Origin of the sequence: Streptomyces sp. NPDC018000 (genome assembly GCF_044328025.1) — a bacterium.
GTDB lineage: Bacteria > Actinomycetota > Actinomycetes > Streptomycetales > Streptomycetaceae > Streptomyces.
Window position 1 is genome coordinate 42851 of sequence record NZ_JBIRGM010000012.1, and the last position, 16309, is coordinate 59159.

At 67.4% G+C, this 16309-nt stretch carries 12 protein-coding genes; 2 read left to right on the forward strand and 10 right to left on the reverse strand.

All coding sequences use genetic code 11. From position 1 onward, the window contains the following. Positions 1 to 151: 151 nt before the first annotated feature. The 8 genes from ACH4EW_RS22850 to ACH4EW_RS22885 all read right to left on the reverse strand — a co-directional run bounded on the left by ACH4EW_RS22850 (position 152) and on the right by ACH4EW_RS22885 (position 13020). Positions 152 to 1966: an ABC transporter ATP-binding protein gene (locus ACH4EW_RS22850; RefSeq protein ID WP_398259650.1), complete on the reverse strand. Its 1815-nt coding sequence runs from the start codon at positions 1964 to 1966 to the stop codon at positions 152 to 154. A gap of 504 nt (positions 1967 to 2470) precedes the next feature. After that, a complete protein-coding gene (locus ACH4EW_RS22855) occupies positions 2471 to 2911 on the reverse strand; it encodes a CBS domain-containing protein (protein ID WP_398259652.1) in 441 nt (146 codons plus the stop codon). Between the two features lie 174 nt (positions 2912 to 3085). After that, entirely contained in the window at positions 3086 to 3385 is a 300-nt protein-coding gene (locus ACH4EW_RS22860) for a hypothetical protein (protein ID WP_398259654.1), read from the reverse strand. Positions 3386 to 3779: 394 nt separating this feature from the next. Then, entirely contained in the window at positions 3780 to 4856 is a 1077-nt protein-coding gene (sbnA, locus tag ACH4EW_RS22865) for a 2,3-diaminopropionate biosynthesis protein SbnA (RefSeq protein WP_398259656.1), read from the reverse strand. A gap of 213 nt (positions 4857 to 5069) precedes the next feature. Next, on the reverse strand, positions 5070 to 6140 hold the full coding sequence (sbnB, locus tag ACH4EW_RS22870) for a 2,3-diaminopropionate biosynthesis protein SbnB (RefSeq protein ID WP_398259658.1): 1071 nt from the start codon (positions 6138 to 6140) through the stop codon (positions 5070 to 5072). Continuing rightward, complete coding sequence (locus ACH4EW_RS22875) at positions 6137 to 7141, reverse strand: TauD/TfdA family dioxygenase (protein ID WP_398259660.1); 1005 nt, start codon at positions 7139 to 7141, stop codon at positions 6137 to 6139. The genes sbnB and ACH4EW_RS22875 overlap by 4 nt, the downstream gene beginning before the upstream one ends. Before the next feature lie 23 nt (positions 7142 to 7164). Continuing rightward, positions 7165 to 10419, reverse strand: coding sequence for an amino acid adenylation domain-containing protein (locus tag ACH4EW_RS22880; protein WP_398259662.1), 3255 nt, complete (start codon positions 10417 to 10419; stop codon positions 7165 to 7167). Between the two features lie 63 nt (positions 10420 to 10482). Further along, on the reverse strand, positions 10483 to 13020 hold the full coding sequence (locus ACH4EW_RS22885; RefSeq protein ID WP_398259664.1) for a Pls/PosA family non-ribosomal peptide synthetase: 2538 nt from the start codon (positions 13018 to 13020) through the stop codon (positions 10483 to 10485). Between the two features lie 423 nt (positions 13021 to 13443). Between ACH4EW_RS22885 and ACH4EW_RS22890 the strand changes: the two genes are divergently transcribed. Next, a complete protein-coding gene (locus ACH4EW_RS22890; protein WP_398259666.1) occupies positions 13444 to 13737 on the forward strand; it encodes a hypothetical protein in 294 nt (97 codons plus the stop codon). Positions 13738 to 13749: 12 nt separating this feature from the next. Then, positions 13750 to 14679 carry an LLM class F420-dependent oxidoreductase gene (locus tag ACH4EW_RS22895; protein ID WP_398259668.1) on the forward strand — a complete coding sequence of 310 codons (930 nt, stop codon included), beginning with the start codon at positions 13750 to 13752 and terminating at the stop codon, positions 14677 to 14679. A 166-nt stretch (positions 14680 to 14845) separates the two neighbouring features. Here the strand turns inward: ACH4EW_RS22895 and ACH4EW_RS22900 are convergent, their stop codons facing one another. Further along, positions 14846 to 15298 carry a hypothetical protein gene (locus ACH4EW_RS22900; protein WP_398259670.1) on the reverse strand — a complete coding sequence of 151 codons (453 nt, stop codon included), beginning with the start codon at positions 15296 to 15298 and terminating at the stop codon, positions 14846 to 14848. A gap of 153 nt (positions 15299 to 15451) precedes the next feature. Continuing rightward, positions 15452 to 16249, reverse strand: a complete 798-nt coding sequence (locus ACH4EW_RS22905) for a serine hydrolase (protein ID WP_398259672.1) — start codon at positions 16247 to 16249, stop codon at positions 15452 to 15454. Positions 16250 to 16309: the final 60 nt, after the last annotated feature.

Genomic DNA, 16309 nt, shown 5'->3' on the forward strand with positions numbered 1-16309 from the left:
CTTTCACAATGGTGCGTTGGCCGGGGCACGTCAGGCGGCCGGACGCCGGACCGACGGGCCGGGGTAAACCCCACGAAGCATGCAGAACCGTCTGACCGGTACGGATGAGGCTGTCGGCAGCCGCAGGGCCACACCCCCCCCGGGCCGGCGTTCAGTGCAGGCCGGCCTGCGCGGGGCTGTCGTCGAGGAAGCCGCCCGACTGGTGCTGCCACAGCTTCGCGTAGGCGCCGTCCGACGCGAGCAGTTCCTGGTGCGTGCCCTGCTCGACGATCCGTCCGTGGTCGAGGACGACAAGCCGGTCCATGGTGGCGACCGTGCTCAGCCGGTGCGCCACCACGAGCGCCGTTCGTCCCTCCATGAGCCGCCACAGCGCCTCCTGGACGAGGTTCTCGCTCTCGGAGTCCAGAGCGCTGGTCGCCTCGTCGAGCAGCAGGATCGGCGCGTCGCGCAGGATCGCCCTGGCGAGTGCGACGCGCTGGCGCTGTCCGCCGGACAGCTTGACACCGCGCTCGCCCACCATGGTGTCGAAGCCGTCCGGCAGCGCGTCGGCGAACTCCGTGACGTGCGCCGCCTCGGCCGCGCGGCGGATCTCGGCGTCGGTGGCGTCCGGCCGGGCAAACGCGATGTTGTCCCGCAGCGTGCGGTGGAACATCGCCGGGTCCTGCGGCACGTAGGCGATCAAGCTGCGCAGGTCGGCCTGGCGCAGCATGCTGATGTCCTGCCCCCCGATCAGGATCCGGCCGGCGTCGATGTCCGTCATCCGCAGCAGCAGCCGGCTGAGCGTGGTCTTGCCCCCGCCGGACCGGCCGACGAGACCGATCTTCGCCCCGCTGGGCACAGTCAGGTCGAGGCCCTCGAAGAGCGGCTCCGCGCCCGCGTGGGCGAAGGTCACGTGCTCGAAGCGGACGTCGGCGGCCCGGGAAAGCAGTGGCTCCGGCGACGCCGGGTCCAGCACGGTCGGCGGCCTCAACAGCAGTTCGGTGAACTGAGCGGCCTCCGTCATCGAGCCCTCCAGGCGGCGGTAGATCTGGTTGAACTCGAACATGATCCGCGTCGCGTTGGTGTAGTACGTGAAGGCGACCACGATCGCCTCCACGCCGTGCCCGCGCCCGCCGATCGCGACAGCGAGCAGCAGGCCCAGCGCGTTGGTCAGCACGGACATCGGCGCGACCAGCGTGTCGATGCGCAGGTTGCCGTAGTCCCACGACTGCAGCGTGAGCCGCCGCGACACCGCGACGCGGGAGCGGTGCTCGGCGGCCTCGCGTTCCTCGGCGGCGAACGCGCGGACCGTGTCCATGTTCATCAGGCTGTCGGCGACGTGGCCCGACACCTGGGCGATCGCCTCCTCGCGCTGGTCGACGAGCGCCTGGCGGCGGCGGATGAGGGGCGTCACACACAGCGCCGTCAGTGCGATCATCGCCAAGAGCCCGACAACGAGCAGCGGTTCGTAGTGCCACAGCACCACCGAACCGAACACCAGGGGCACGAAGCTGCCCACGATCGAGAACGTCAGCGTGTCGACGAACTCCTCGAAACGGGAGGCGAAGCTCAGGACCCGCTTGGTCAGCGATCCGGCGAAGTTGTCGTGGAAGAACGCGGCGTCCTTGGTGAACAGCTCATCCATGCCGAATACGTACAGATGCTCGATGCCGAGGGCGTCAACACGGTTCAGGCAGTGCAGGCCGATGCGCCACAGCGTCTCCGCGAGAAGCAGGACGCCGGCGAAGCCGAGGATGTAGGGCAGCGTCGGGCCGATGGCGATTGCGGCGTCGTCGGCGATTCGGCCGACAAGCTTCGCGACAAGCAGTGGCGCGATGTAGCTGATGCCGATATTGCCCAGCGCCGGCAGTAGCATCGCGGGCACCGTCAGCCACCGGAGCCGGGCTAACTCCCGTCCGTAGTAACGAAGGGCGAGGAGCACCGAGCCCCTGCCGGGCGGAATCTCGTGCGATTCAGGCAACCCCATCCCCCTGTGTTGTCCTCGGCAGCCCGCCACGTGCCCTCCGGGGCGAAGCCATTGCCCCCGGCCGTGCGGAGCTTGGGTTCGAGTGAGTGCCTTCGCCCGGGTCGTCTGGTCGTCTTCCGGAGGCGGGGGCACGACGGCGGAGCCCCCCGCGCTGCTCGCGGCGACACGTCCGTGCGAGTACGGGGAGGCCGGGAAACGAAGTGTCCCGCGACGGCGCCCGCGGTGTCCAAGCGTTTTTCTCAGCCGACGGCCATCCCGCAGGCGCCCCGCAGACGTCGGAGACGGCCGACGTCCCGACGAATACCTCGCCGGAGAACAGGCCCGGTCCGGCGTCCAGGCCCTCGGCCGGCGAGCCGGCCGAGGGCCTGACCGGCATGTTGCCCACGCTCGCACGGGCCGGCTCATGCGAGCCGGTCGCCGAGCGGACCGGCTCGCATTGGCGCCCTGCCGGTGGACCACGGAGACCGGGGTTGCGACGAGGCACCTCAGCTCGCGGACCGACCGTTACACCCGGGCACCCGCGTATACACGGCTCGCGAACTCGGCGATCTGCTCGTCGCTCAGATTCTTCGCAAGATTGGCCTCCGTGATCATGCCGACCAGACGGTGACCGCCCTGGACATCGATCACCGGCAACCGCTTGATCTGGTGTTCCTCCATGGTCGTCAGGACATCCGTGGCGTCCGCTTCGGCATCGATCCAGAACACCTTGGCATTGAGCGATCCGGCCTGCACGGTGGCCGGGTCGACGCCCTCGGAGCAGCACTTGACGACGATGTCACGGTCGGTGATCAAGCCTGTGAGCTTGTTGTTGTCGCCGCAGATGGGCAGGCAACCGACGTTCAGATCGCGCATCATCTTCGCCACGTCGAACAACGACTGGTGCGCACCGACGCACTGGACGCCGCTGGACATGATGTCTCGCGCTCGTAGCTTCTCAGTCATGATTTCCTCCCGTTCTCGACGCCGTTGTGTCCTTCGTCATCGATCACAACACGAATGGCTCAACACCGCTCCCTGGAAGCGTCAGCAGGTCGGGGGAACCCAGCCCTGCCGCGATCGCGCACGGATCCAGGCACTCGTACAATGCCTCCGGTGTCATCGGCCGTGCGACGACCGCTACGGCTCCAGGTGACTGAATCCCACCTCGAAGCGCTCGACCGAGACAACCCGTTGGCCTTCCCGCCGCGCGACTTTCTCGCGGAGTTCGGTAGTCCTTTCCTCGCTGGCCTGCATGGTCTGCTTGTCATCCCACAAGGTCAACGATTTGGCCCTGCCAGAGGCCCGGTCGACGAGGTAGTACACGCCCCGGAAGCCGGGAACGTCCTGGACCTGCTTGAGAGTCGCATCCCAGTTCGCCGTCAGCTCTCCCTGCGCAGGAACCGGTGATCCCTCATAGGTGCTCAGCCTCGCGAACATCGCTGCCACCCCTTCCTGGCCGGCTGCCGGTCGCGGGGAACAGACAGCCTCAGCATCAGAGTGCTCCGGCATGCCGCACGCCGCATGCCGAGGCAGCCGTGGCCACCGCTTCCAGAGCGGGGGACGGGACGATTCGCGTGGTGGGACACCACCTTGTCGGGGCTGTCGGCCCGTGGACAGAACACCCAGGTCTTACGACCTCGCCCACGATTGTCAGCGGCGTCGCGGTGTCCGGGACCTCCGCCTCCGGCGTAGTCGTCAGTTGCCGACGCTCCTTCCCCAAGCTCTCAGCTGCGTTCGAGCAGGGGAGACCCCATCCGGCTCCCTCCTCCGCCTTGGATTCGAAGGCCCCAGGCTCCGCTCCTTCTCCCACTGCCGATCGTGGGTGAGTTCGTTACGATCCCGGAGCTGATGGTGCTGGTTGCGGTTGCGGTCGCCGGTCTGCAGGGTCCAGCCGCCGGCCCCACCGGTTCGCTGGTGAGGGGGAGTCTGCCCAGGAACCAGCGGCCTCCTTGTCGGCGTTGAGCACGTCCTCGCCGTAAAGATCCTGCAGCCAGTTGGTCTGGTAGATGGTGTCGAGGTAGCGCTCGCCGAGGTCCGGGCCGATGGCCACTGCGGTGAGTTCGTGCGCGTCATGCCGGGCCAACCAGTCTGTTGCGGCGCTGACCACCGTGCCGGTGGAGCCGCCGAACAGGAATCCGCGTCTGGCCAGACGATGGCAGGCACGGATGGTGTCCGCCTCCTCGACACTTATCACCTCATCCACATAGGACTCGTCGAGCAGTGGCGGGCGCATGCTCATCCCCAGGCCGGGAATCATCCGGCGGCCCGGCGGACCGCCGAAGGACACCGAGCCGACGCTGTCCACCGCGATGATCCGCACCGGTCGGTGCCACTCCCGGAAGTAGCGCGCGCAGCCCATCAGGGTGCCGGTGGTGCCGGTCCCGACGAACAGCACGTCCAGTTGCGGGAACTGACGGGCGATCTCCGGCGCTGTCCTGCGGTAGTGCGCCTTCCAGTTGCTCGGATTGGTGTACTGGCTGAGCCACACGTACCGGTCATCGGAGGCGCACAGCGCGCGGACGTACTCGAGCCGCGCGCCGAGAAAGCCTCCGTTGGCCTTCTGTTCGGCTATCACGTGCACCTGACTGCCCAACGCCTCCATCATCATCCTGTTCGACAGGTTGCCGCGGGAGTCCGTCACGCAAAGGAACCGGTAGCCCTTGCTCGCCGCAATCATGCTCAGTGCCACGCCGAGGTTTCCGGAGGAGGACTCGACCAGGATCGATTCCGGCGTCAGGATTCCATCCCGCTCAGCGGCCTCCACCATCTCGGTCGCGGCCTTCAACTTGATCGAGCCGGCGAAGTTGAAGCCCTCGCACTTCAGGAAGAGCGAGTGCCCGAAGATCGACCGAAGGTCGACATAGAGCTGCTCTTCGTTGAACGCGTAGGGAACGGATATGATGGGCACGATGGTCTCCTCTATCTGAAGCAGAGCACTTTCGGAACGCCCAGCCGACCGTGGGCGGGCTTCTCGCTTGTGCGGGCGGGAGCCCGTGTGCGACCAAGCCGGACGGGGCCCTGTGTCAGCGGCCGCTGTCTCGTCCGTCCTGACCTGCTGCGACTTGACCGGTGTTCTCTCCCGGGGTCAGCCCTGGAGAGGCCTCCCGCGCTTGCGGCCGGCTCATCCGTACCGGCTCAGTTCGTGGAAGAAGTCGTCGACGACGTGCAACTCTCCGCTGCGGACCACTTCGTCGTAGACGTACTTGCCCACCGCGAGGTCGAGCACCCCGAGGCCGAAGGGCGAGAACACCACCGGCCGGTCCGCCCGCACCGTCACCCGCCCGGCCATCACGTCGTCCAGCGTGCCGTTCAGGAAGTCCCGGCTGCCCGTGAGCTGTTCGGCCAGATGCGGCGAGGTGTTGGCCTTCAGACAGTGCTCGATGTCATCGACGAAGTTGGTCGAGGCGAGCAGGATCTCCGGCGCGAGGTCGCGCAGCGACACGTGCAGCACCAGCGGATTGTGTGTGAACCATGACAGGTCGCTGACATGCGGCTGACCGGCGACGGTGGCGAAGACCACCAGGTCGCTGTTTCGGATCAACTGCTCGGCGCTGTCATGCACGGTGATCCGGCCGGTGGTGCCCGACTGCTCCAGGTAGCACCGGAAGCCTGCCGCGCTGTCGGCGGACAGGTCGTGCACGCCGATCTCCTCGAACGACCAGCCATTGCCGATCAGGAAGGTGTGGATGTAGCGCGCGATCAGGCCCGCTCCGAAGAACCCGACACGCTTGGGTCGCGGCCGGTCGCGGCTGAGCCAGTCGGCTGCCGACGCCGCCGAGGCGGCCGTTCTGGTGGCGCTGATGATCGAGCTCTCCAGACAGGCGAACGGATAGCCGGTGTCGTGGTCGTTGAGGATGAGCACGGCCGAGGCCCTCGGGATGGCTGCCGTCACGTTCTCCGGGAAGCTGGAGATCCACTTCAGGCCGTCCACCCGCACCTTCCCGCCGATCGAGGCGGGCAGCGCGATGATCCGGGACGACGGGCGATCGGGGAAACGCAGGAAGTACGACGGCGGGTTCACCGAATCACCGGCGCCGTGCACCCGGTAGGTGGCCTCGACCAACTCCACGATCTGTTTCTCGCGTCCGTGCAGCGCGCGCCGGACCTGGGCACCGGAGATCACGGAGAATGGTGGCACGCTGATCGGAGCGGCGATCGCGAAATCCGTTGCGGTGGAACTGAGGGTGGTCATCCTGCGGTCACCTCGATGGTCGGCGAGCAGTCGGCCAGACGCACCGGGTCGGCCATGGCGACGAGCACTTCGCGCGGTCCTTCGAACGGCTCCCTGCTGTGCGCGGTGCGGACGTTGTCGACGAGCATCAGATCGCCGGCCTGCCACGGCTCGCGCGCGGTGTTGGCCTCGTAGACGCTGTTGAGCAGCTGCACGACGTCCTCGCCGATGGGGTCGCCGTTGCCGTAGCGGGTATTGAACGGCAGTCCGTCGACGCCGTAGACGTCCACCAGGTACTCGCGCACCTCGGGAGCCATCGTCCACTCGTTGAGGAACGCGATCTGGTTGAACCAGCAGCGACGGCCGGTGACCGGGTGACGCACCACGGCGCTGCGGCGCTGCCTGGTGCGCAGTCCACCGTCGGGCTGCCACTCGAACGTGATCGCGTTGGCGCGGCAGTAACTCTCGACGGCGCCACGGTCGTCGGTGCCGAATGCCTCGGCGATGGACGCCCCGATCTCGTCGTTGTAGCTGCGGGTGAGCACCCAGCCCTGCCGTTCGAACCGCTCGGTCAACTCTGCGGGCAGCGCGTCGAGCACGGTGGGTGAGTCGGCCACCGCGGTCGCCCCGCCATCGGTCGGCGCGCTGAGACAGGCGAACATCATCAGGCCGGGGAACTCAAGCGTGTAGCTCAGTTCGTGATGCATGCACATCGGCTGGTTCGGCGGCCACTTCGATGAGGAGTACACGCCGTCGGAGTAGGTCTGCCGGGGCGCGAAGACCTCCTTCTCGGTCATCAGACCGGTGGCCAGCCTCGCGAAGACGGCGCCGGTCTCGGCCGCTTCGCGCAGCCCGAGGCCGCGGACCAGGACCGAACCGTGTTCGGCGACGACAGCGCGCAGCGCGTCCCGGTGCTCGGCCGCCCAGCTCAGTGCGTCGCCGGTGGCATCGGCCCGCAGGAGCGGAGGTCTTCCGGGCTCAAGTTCCACGTCGACCAGCGACGCCGTGGATACGGACGACATCTCGATTTCCTTTCAGTTGCCACTCAGGAGGAAGCGAACAATTCGGCGGCGCGCAGCACGGCCTGTGCCGCCTCGGCCGGACGGGTGCGCAGGAAGTAGTGGCCGCCGTCTGTGAGCTCGTGCAGGTCGACCTGCTCGGCCAGGAGCTGCCAGTCGCGGTAGCGGTGCCGGTACTCCGCCGTGCTCGGGTCGTCGGGGGCGACGACCACGGTGACCGGCGCGGGCAGTTTCAGCGCCGGCGGGCTGTCCAGGGCGTCGGCGAAATAGCGGTGTGCGCAGAGGCAGTCATGCCGGTAGGCGGCACCGACGTGCTCGGCGTGCTGGGTATCCAGCTCACCGAGTTCGGTGTATCCGCCGTCCGCGCTCAGCTTCGCGGCGATCTCGGAGTTGCTTCGTGCGGTGAGCTCGGTGATGGTGGCGCGCCGGTCGGCGGCGTCGCCGAGCAGCTGCGCGCCGAGGAACACCCGCTGGACGTCCACCCCGCGCTCCTGCAGCTTTCGGGCGGTTTCCACGGCCAGAGCGGTGCCCGAGGAGTGGCCCCACAGCAGGACCCTGGTCAGGCCATGCCGGATGATCTCGGCGACGACCTGCTCGACCACCTGTGTCATCGGGGTGAACGGCTCGCTCGAGGCGGCCACGTCGTGACCGGGCAGCTCGACTGCGTAGACTGCCGGCCCGCCGCCCGACAGTGCCGTGGCCAGCGGCTGGAAGTTCACCGCGTTGCCCCCGGCGTAGGGGAAGCACACCAGGGCAGTGGTCTGCACACCGTCCGATTCCGACAGCGACTGAAGCAGCCCGGAGCGCCGCTCGGACCGGCCGTCGACCAGCCCGGCAAGATCGGCAAGGACCGGGTGACGGGTGACGTCGTTGAGGGACACCGTACGGTCGAGGGTGATCGCCAGCTTCACTGCCGACAGGGACGTGCCGCCCCGGTCGAAGAAGTGGTCGCGCCGTCCGATCTGGTTCTGCGGGATGCCGAGCACCTTCGCCCATGCGGCCGCCAGCTGCTGTTCGGTCGGCGTATTCGGCGCGTGGTAGTCGTCCTGGACGATGCCGAGTTCTCCGGCGAGCGACCGCAAAGTCTTCCTGTCGATCTTGCTGTTGGCTGTCAGCGGCAGACTCTTCCGCCAGTGGAAGGCCGACGGGACCATGTACTCGGGCAGCGACCGACCGAGCCGGTCCAGCAGTACGTCCACATCGAGTGGCCGCCGACCGGAGTAGAACGCGACCAGGTGCTTGCTCTGGTCGGCCCGCTCGGCGACGACCACGGCACCGTCGCGAACACCGGGCACCTGCAACAGGGTGTTCTCGATCTCGCCGATTTCGATCCGGAAGCCACGAATCTTTACCTGGCTGTCCCGGCGGCCGAGGAACTCCAGCTTCCCCTCGGGCTGCCAGCGGCCGTAGTCGCCGCCCCGGTAGAGCCGGGCACCCTCACCGTGCGGATCGGTCAGGTAGGCCTGCCGGGTGCGCTCGGGGTCGTTGACATATCCGCGGCCGACGCAGACGCCGGAGAAGACGATCAGGCCGGGAGCGCCGAGCGGCACCGGGTTCAGGTGCTCGTCCACGGTGTAGACGCGCACGTTGTTGACCGCGGGACCCAGCAGGACCGCGTCTCCGTCGGGCACGCGGTCCATGACCTCGTGGTTGGTGTCGTCCGAGGTCTCGGTCAGCCCGTAGGCGTTGACCAGCTTGATCTCGGGCTGGGCAGTGAACCAGCGCTGCACGAGCTCCTTCTTCAGCGCCTCGCCGGTGACGGACACGCACCGCAGGTCCGGCAGTTCGCGAGGGTGCTCATTCAGGAAGGACACGACGACGTCCAGGTAGGACGGTACGACCTGGAGGACAGCGACCCGGCCGTCGACGATTTTGTCGACGAACCGCTGGACGTCCAGGATCACCTCCTGCTCCACCAGCAGGGTCCGCCCCCCGACCAGGAGCCCGGACACCAGTTGCCACAGCGAGATGTCGAAGCACTGGGGTGCGGTCTGGGCGACCACCTGTCCCTCGCCGATCTCGAGGTCGTCGATCTTGGCGTAGAGGTGGTTGAGCATGCCGGCGTGCTCGCACATGGCGCCCTTGGGCTCACCTGTGGAGCCGGAGGTGAAATAGATGTAGGCGAGCTGGTCCGGTGCGACGCTCAGGCCCAGATCATTGTCCGCATGGTCTTCCTCATAGGCTGTGCCGACGAGGAGCTTCTGGACCCCGGACAGCGAGTCGAGGGCCTGGTCGAGCGTGGAGGTGCTGCCGGGTTCGGTCAGCACGAGCCCGCATGCGGCACGGGAGAGCATGGCCGCGAGGCGATCGGCCGGGAAATGCGGCTCGACGGGCAGGTACACGCCGCCGGCCTTGAAGACTGCGAGGACGGCGGCCATCCAGTCCAGGTTGCGCTCCGTCACCACCGCGACGACACCCTCGGGGCGCAGCCCCCTCGCGAGCAGGGCTCGTCCCACCCGGTTGGCACGCGCGTTGAGTTCCCGATAAGTCAGCTGCCGCTCACCATGCACCGCCGCGACGGCGTCCGGGTGTGCCGCCACCCGCTGCTCGAACAGTTCGTGGAACCGGTGGTCCGGCAGCTCCCGGCGCGGACCGGCGAGCCCTTCTAGCTGGAAGCGGAGTTCCTCGGCGGAGAGCAGACTCTGCCGCCTGTGCTCGGCGTCCGGATCGGCGGCGATCAGCGCGAGCGCGGTGAGGTGGTATCCGGCGATCCTGGCGGCGCAGTCCGTGTCGAGCGCGTCGGTCCGATACCGCATCCGCAGCACGAAGTGGCCGCCGCGTTGTGAGAATCCCACCCGCAGCACAGTGCTACCGGCGAGTTCGCCGCCCAGGTCGTGCGGATCGAGCACGGTCTCGATCGACGTTTCGGCCAGGCCCAGTTCGCGCCTGAGCTCATCGACCGGAAAGTCCTTGTGCAGCAGCAGATCTGACGCGACGCGATGGGTGTCCAGCAGCAGCCCTCGCCACGAGTCGGGTTCGGTGGTCAGCCGGCAGGGCAGCGGCCGGACGCCCTCCGCAGTGACGTAGCCGGTCGTGACCTCGTGCTCGCCGGACAGCGCGGCGAGCACCTTGGCGTGCGCGGCCAGCAGCACCGAGTCGAGCGGCACCGCCAGCTCCTTGGCCAACCGGCCCAACGCAGCCACGACGTCGTCCGGGACCGTCGCGTCGTGTTCGCCGATGCCCGTCACCGGATTGCGCGTCCACCGCGGGACTGCGGTGAATCCGCCGGCGACGAGCACAGCGCGCCAGAACTCCCGGCCGGCCTGCACTTGCATTCCCATCTGGTCGTCCCTCTCCATTCACCGTCGCCACCGTGCTGTTCAGCACCGACAAGGGCGGGGCTGCTACCCGTTCCGCGTCAGCGCCTCGGGCTGATACAGGGCATCCCGCAGTTCCGTGGCGGGGTTTCCTCCCCAGCGCGCGTGCTGGGGGACCTCCTCGCCCTTCATGAGAAAGGAGTCGGGCTCGAGCACCGCGCCGGCGCCCATCGTCACGCCGTAGTGGACGTGGGCTCCCACACCGACAGTGCAGCCGGCCTCGATGGTGCTGCGATCCGACTTGAAGGTGCCGTCCTCCTGCGAGTGGCACTGGATCTTGCTTCCCGCGTTGAGCGTGCAGTCGTTCCCGATGGTGGTGAGCGTCCGCTCCGTCACGTAGCAGCCGTCGTCGAAGACCCTGCTGCCGAGCCGAACCCCCAGCATCCGCCAGATCACGTTCTTGAAAGGGGTGCCGTTGAAGACTTCGAGGTACTCGTCAGGCACCTTCCAGAGGCGCTCGTGCCACCAGAAGTACGGGTCGTAGATGGAACACAACTGCGGTCGCAGCGCACGGAATGCGGCGATGCCGCGCTCCACCAGTACGAAATAGACGGCGGTGAACCCAACACTGAACACCAGGTACGCGGCGATCAGCACATGCCCGTAGGAATCGTACAGTTCGATGTTCGCCAGGCCGAGCAGCGTGAGCACGAAGACGTGCAGCCACCGCACGAGCAGGAAAAAGAGCATCGAGCGGATGTTGTAGCGGTTCTTCGCGGCGAGGCTGCGGCGCAACTCGTCGCCGGTCCGCAGGTGATCGAACCGGGTGTCACGCTCGACCGACCGGGGAATCTCGAAGCACGGTGAGCCGAGCAGGCCCACCCCCTCACGCACCTCGCCGTCGAGCGGAATCATCACCTTTGTCGCGAGGAGGCAGTTCTCGCCCGTCCTGGCCCCTGAGGGATAAGCGATGTTGTTCCCGAGGAAGTTGTGTGGCCCGATCGAGGCCCGGGACACCCGGAAGGACGTGCTCGAGTAGTCGGCGTTGACGATGGAGAGCCCGTCAGCGACCATCGTTCCGCTGCCGATGGAGCACAGATACGGGGTTTCGTGCTGCACTTCTGTGCCGAAGTTCGACCCGGTCTGCTCCACCCGGGACAAGTCGTATCCGAGGCCGCGCAGATAGTGGACGATGTAGGAGCTGTCACCGAACAGCCACTTGAAGAACTTGATGTTGGTCATGCGCCCGATCGCCCGGTGTGTCGAGTAATGAAACCCGTACAGCGGATAGACCTTGTCCGGCTTGACGACCAGGTTCAGCAGGCGCGGAACGGTGAACATCAGGGCCAGGCCCACGACGACGAAACCGAAGAACAGCACGGAGGAGAGGACGAGGGCGTCGATGCAGAGATCGGGCCATGTGGACCCCATCGCGCCCGGTCCCAGTCGGTTGTGCAACGCCGGAACCAGGGTCACGAGCATGTACGCGCCCCCGACAGTCAGCGGCACGTAGAGGAAGAACAGCTGAAGCACGGTGACGAGGCCGAAGCCGGCCCGGCGCAGCGTTCCGCATTCGGCCGGCGCGATCCTCAGGTAGTCGTGCTCCGTGTGCTGGGCCGGGGATCCGTGCCAGTGCTGGCCGTCCGGGACCGACTGGCCGCTGTACAGCGTGGACGTGTGGCCGAGTTGTGCTCCGTCGCCCATCGACGTGTCGATGTCGAGCACGGTCTTCTCGCCGATGAACACGTCCCGGCCAAGGGTGACCCGGCCGGTCTGGATACGGCCGGCGTGCGCCCGGTAGCAGAGGAAGAACGAGTCTTTGCGGATCACCGTGCCGGCGCCGATCGTGAGCAGGTCGGGGCAGGCCGGCATGCTGTGGGAGAGGATCGTGACATCCTTGCCGATCCGGGCGCCCAGGGCTCGCAGGTACAGCACGTACAAGGGATTACCGACGAAGAGCATCATCGGGTTGGCATGGATCAGCACCTTGACGGTCCAAAAGCGCAGATACGTCAGACCCCAGACCGGGAACTCGCGCGATTTCCACCTGCCGACGAGGAGCCATTTGGCCGCGATCGGGAAAGTGCACAGACCGACGAAGCCGACGCCGCCGAAGACGAATGATCGCAGGTAGATATCGGTCGCATCCGAGCTGGCGGAGACCCATGCAAAGCCTCGGTCGGCAACAAGTCCGGCGAGGAAGGAATATCCCAGGAAAAGCAGGAACTGCAGCGTTCCGCAGAGGGCGTACTGCACCGTGCCGGCCGGGGTGACCGTCTCGGTCGACGCCGGGACCGACGACTCGACAGGGGTGGGCGCGGTGTCCGCGAGCCCCGTCGCCAGACTTCGGATCGTCGGGTAACGGTAGATGTCCTTCATCGACACCGATGGAAGGTCCGCCTGCTTTCTGACTCGTGCACAGAAATGCGCCATCACCAACGAGTTGGCGCCGAGATCTTCGAAGAAGTTGCTGTCGACCGACACCTTTTCGACGCACATGACGTCAGCCAGCACCGCGACGAGATCTGTCTCGATGCCGGTCGTCGGGCCGGTGTACCTGCGTGCGTCGATCGCAGATTCATCTGGCCCGGGCGGCGTCAAGACTTCGATGGATTTCTCCTCCATGCGAGCTCCTTGAGGAACTTTCGAGCGCCGTCGTCCATTACGGTCGGCGCCCTGTACTCGCGGTATTCGATGGCCGGAGCGAGTAGTCCGGAAGTCACGAGGCCGGGATTCGTCGTCCGATTCCCAAACCGTCGCCTCAGTCTTAGCCGCCCACCCGTCGGGCTGCCACTCGAACTCGATCGCGTAGGTGCGGCAGCAGCTCTCGAAGGGGCCAGAGGGGTTCTCGCTGCCGGACGCCTGGCGTCGGGAGCGAGGAGCGCCCGCCGCCAGGCTCATCCCTCATCCACGATCCCGCCGTGCGGGACGGCGCTGAGCTGCGTACGGGGCTGGCCGTACTGCATGCGAGTGGCGTGTGTCCGGTCCGCCAAAAGAGGGCGACCGACCCGCAGGGTCGCGTGGATGCGTACAAGTTGGTCGGAGTCGATGGCGAACGCGCCCGCCCTCTTTGGACTTGCTCACCGTGACGACCGACTGATCGGACCGCTGGGTGAACCGGGCGCAGTCGGGACGGGCGCCGCCTCCGGGGTGACGGCTGCCCAGGTCGGGGCCGATCGAGTGGTGCAGGCGGGCGAGCAGGCTCGCATTGAGGTCCGCGTCGCACAGGCGTTGCCGAAGGAGCCGCTGCCCCACAAGGGCTACCAGAGCCGGTTGACCGTGCTGGTCGCCGAATTCCGTCTGCCTGTCGACCTAAGGTTGGTTGGCCCGCAGTCATCATGAAGGAGTGCGCACATGACGATCTCGCTCGGTCTCGGTCTCCCGCAGATGAAGCAGTACGACATCGGCCGCGACGTGGCCACCGTGGCACGCGCGGCGGAGGAGACAGGTTACGCGAGTCTCTGGGTCTTCGAGCGTGTCCTGTTTCCTGAGCCCGCCACCCAGGGACTGTACGGCGTACCGGGGCTGCCGTGGCCCGACCAGTACCGCAGTGTCGCCGACCCGCTCGTCACGCTCACGCTGGCCGCAGCGGCCACCGGCCGGGCCCGGCTCGGCAGCAGCGTCCTGGTCGCGCCTTTGCACGTGCCGTTCCAACTGGCCCGTACGCTCGCCTCGCTCGACGTCGCGAGTGGTGGGCGGGTGATCGCGGGCCTCGGCACGGGATGGTCTCTGGACGAGTATGCAGCTGCCTCCGTCGCGCCTTTCGAGAGGCGTGGTGCGGTCCTGGACGAGCTGCTGGACGTGTGCGCGGCCGTCTGGGGCCCGGACCCTGTCTCCTACGAGGGAGAGCTGACCACCATCGCCCCGTCCGAGGTCGGCCCCAAGCCTGTGCGCCCCATTCCTGTCTACCTGCCAGCGAACAGCCCGCGCGCCACCCGCCGTCTCGTCGACCGGGCGGACGGCTGGATGCCCCTGGCCATGGGCCCCGCTCGGCTGGCCGAGGAGTGGCAGCGGGTACAGGACGTGGCCGCCGAGCGCGGCCGGGAGCGTCCGATCGACGTCTGCGCCCGTGCCAATGCGCGGTACAGCGCCAAGCCGTTCGAGGGCGCGGGCCGCCAGCCCTTCCACGGGAACGTGGCGCAGATCGTCGAAGACCTGGTGGCACATGCCGAAACGGGCGTGCCGGAGATCCTGCTGGATCTCCAGGGCACGACACGCGATGCCGCGGAGCTGATCGACGTGGCGGCCGAGGTGTACGAGGCGGCGCGGGCCGCGGGCGTCTGACGATTGAGGAACCGCGTTCTGATGGTCTTCGACCGGTTCGGGCGGTCGTGGGAGCTGCCTGGGCGAGCGCCGCCTCCACCCGGTCCCACCAGGGCAAGGTCTGTTCCGGCCGGGTGTACTCCATGAGGGCTCGAAGCGCGCGCCGCAGCATGTTCCGTCCGTGGGCTCAGTCCTGCTGCTCCAACGCGTCGGCGAAGGCACGGAGGGCATCGGCCAGCTCTTTCTTGGTGGGCAGCTCATCCACCTTCTTCTCCAGACCGTCGATGCGTTCCGCCAGGTCGTCCAGGCTTGCCGGAGCCGTGGGATGCGATGTGGGCCCGTCCGTAGGAGCTGGGGACTCGGACGGCACCGGGCCCGCATCCGTACCGCCGGAGCTGCCGCCGTCGGTGCTACCTGAACCACTGACGGAGTTACTGTCCCCAGCGCCGGTGTCCGCGCCGCCCGCGAGACCGCCGCTTCCCGTATCGGACGTCTCCGCGGACACAGGAGTCGGGCCGGACGCTTCGCCGTCCTGGTCGGCCACGGCAATCGCCCCGCCCACACCCAGCACCATCGCGGTGGCCGCGCCCACCAGCGCCACCGTCATCCGTCGCGCCTGGATCTTCCTCATATGTGTCATGCGACGGACACTAACCACCGATCGCCGCGGAGGGATTCCTTCCGACGATTCGGTGCCGCATGGGCTCCTCGCGCAGGGTGCGAACCTGCTTCTGCCGGAGCTCCACCGCTCTCGGCACGGGAAGGGAGCTGAGAATGGTGAGCTCCAGGACCGTCAAGCGGCACCTGTCAGATCACGATGGATGGTGCGGGCCGCTCCTTCGACTGTGACGACGCCGTAGTCCATGGTGCCGTTGCCGGTCGAGAGGACAGCCATGCCGTAGTCGTGAGCACCGCCGGTGAAGGCGCCCACGCTGTTCACCCGCCATCCGCCGGTGGTGCGCGGCAGCCAGCCATTCTTGACATGCACGGTTGCCGAAGCGGGCGATCCGGCGGGCACCCCCCACCTCTGGTCAGGGGTGACGCGATTCATCAGGTCGAGAGCGTAGCTGCGCGAGGAGGGGGTGAGTACTTCGTTCTCAGCCGTCAGCAGCTGCATCAGCCGGAGCTGGTCGCCGGCGGTGATCCGGGTGAGGCCCCAGCTTCCACCGGGCCCGGGAACGGTGTGCCGCATGTGTGCCAGAGCGAGGAACTTCTGGAAGCCTGCGGCACCGATCTGGTGCCAGAGTGCGGAGGTCGAGTCGTTGTCCGACTTGGTGATCATGGCGGTGGTCAGGTTCACCTCCCGCGGAGTCAGCTGCCGGTGTGCCTCCTCGGCTTGCCGCAGAAGTGCACCGAGTACCGAAACCTTCACCACGCTGGCGGAGTCGAAATGCGTATTGGCGTTGAGTTCGCAGGTGGTCTTGGTGATCCGGTCGTACAGGGCCAGCGACCATGTGCCCTGTCGCCCGTTGAGAGCACCGGCTATGTCGTGGGACAGCTCGGATGCCAGTCCCGGCTTCTGCGAGGTGCAGACAACCTTCGAATCACCAGCCGCAGCACTGGTGGTGCCGGCCGAGGCCGGGGTTGCCAAGGTGAGTACGGTGAGCAATGAGCTTGCGGCCAGGGCAGCAGCCAGACCGCGCCGCGAGCA

Excerpts from the sequence above, each read along its gene's own strand:
- ACH4EW_RS22885 (WP_398259664.1), bottom strand. The coding sequence starts at position 13,020 with ATGGAGGAGAAATCCATCGAAGTCTTGACGCCGCCCGGGCCAGATGAA.
- ACH4EW_RS22850 (WP_398259650.1), bottom strand. The coding sequence starts at position 1,966 with ATGGGGTTGCCTGAATCGCACGAGATTCCGCCCGGCAGGGGCTCGGTG.
- ACH4EW_RS22895 (WP_398259668.1), top strand. The coding sequence starts at position 13,750 with ATGACGATCTCGCTCGGTCTCGGTCTCCCGCAGATGAAGCAGTACGAC.
- ACH4EW_RS22880 (WP_398259662.1), bottom strand. The coding sequence starts at position 10,419 with ATGGGAATGCAAGTGCAGGCCGGCCGGGAGTTCTGGCGCGCTGTGCTC.
- sbnB (WP_398259658.1), bottom strand. The coding sequence starts at position 6,140 with ATGACCACCCTCAGTTCCACCGCAACGGATTTCGCGATCGCCGCTCCG.
- ACH4EW_RS22890 (WP_398259666.1), top strand. The coding sequence starts at position 13,444 with ATGGCGAACGCGCCCGCCCTCTTTGGACTTGCTCACCGTGACGACCGA.
- ACH4EW_RS22900 (WP_398259670.1), bottom strand. The coding sequence starts at position 15,298 with ATGACACATATGAGGAAGATCCAGGCGCGACGGATGACGGTGGCGCTG.
- ACH4EW_RS22860 (WP_398259654.1), bottom strand. The coding sequence starts at position 3,385 with ATGTTCGCGAGGCTGAGCACCTATGAGGGATCACCGGTTCCTGCGCAG.
- ACH4EW_RS22875 (WP_398259660.1), bottom strand. The coding sequence starts at position 7,141 with ATGTCGTCCGTATCCACGGCGTCGCTGGTCGACGTGGAACTTGAGCCC.
- ACH4EW_RS22855 (WP_398259652.1), bottom strand. The coding sequence starts at position 2,911 with ATGACTGAGAAGCTACGAGCGCGAGACATCATGTCCAGCGGCGTCCAG.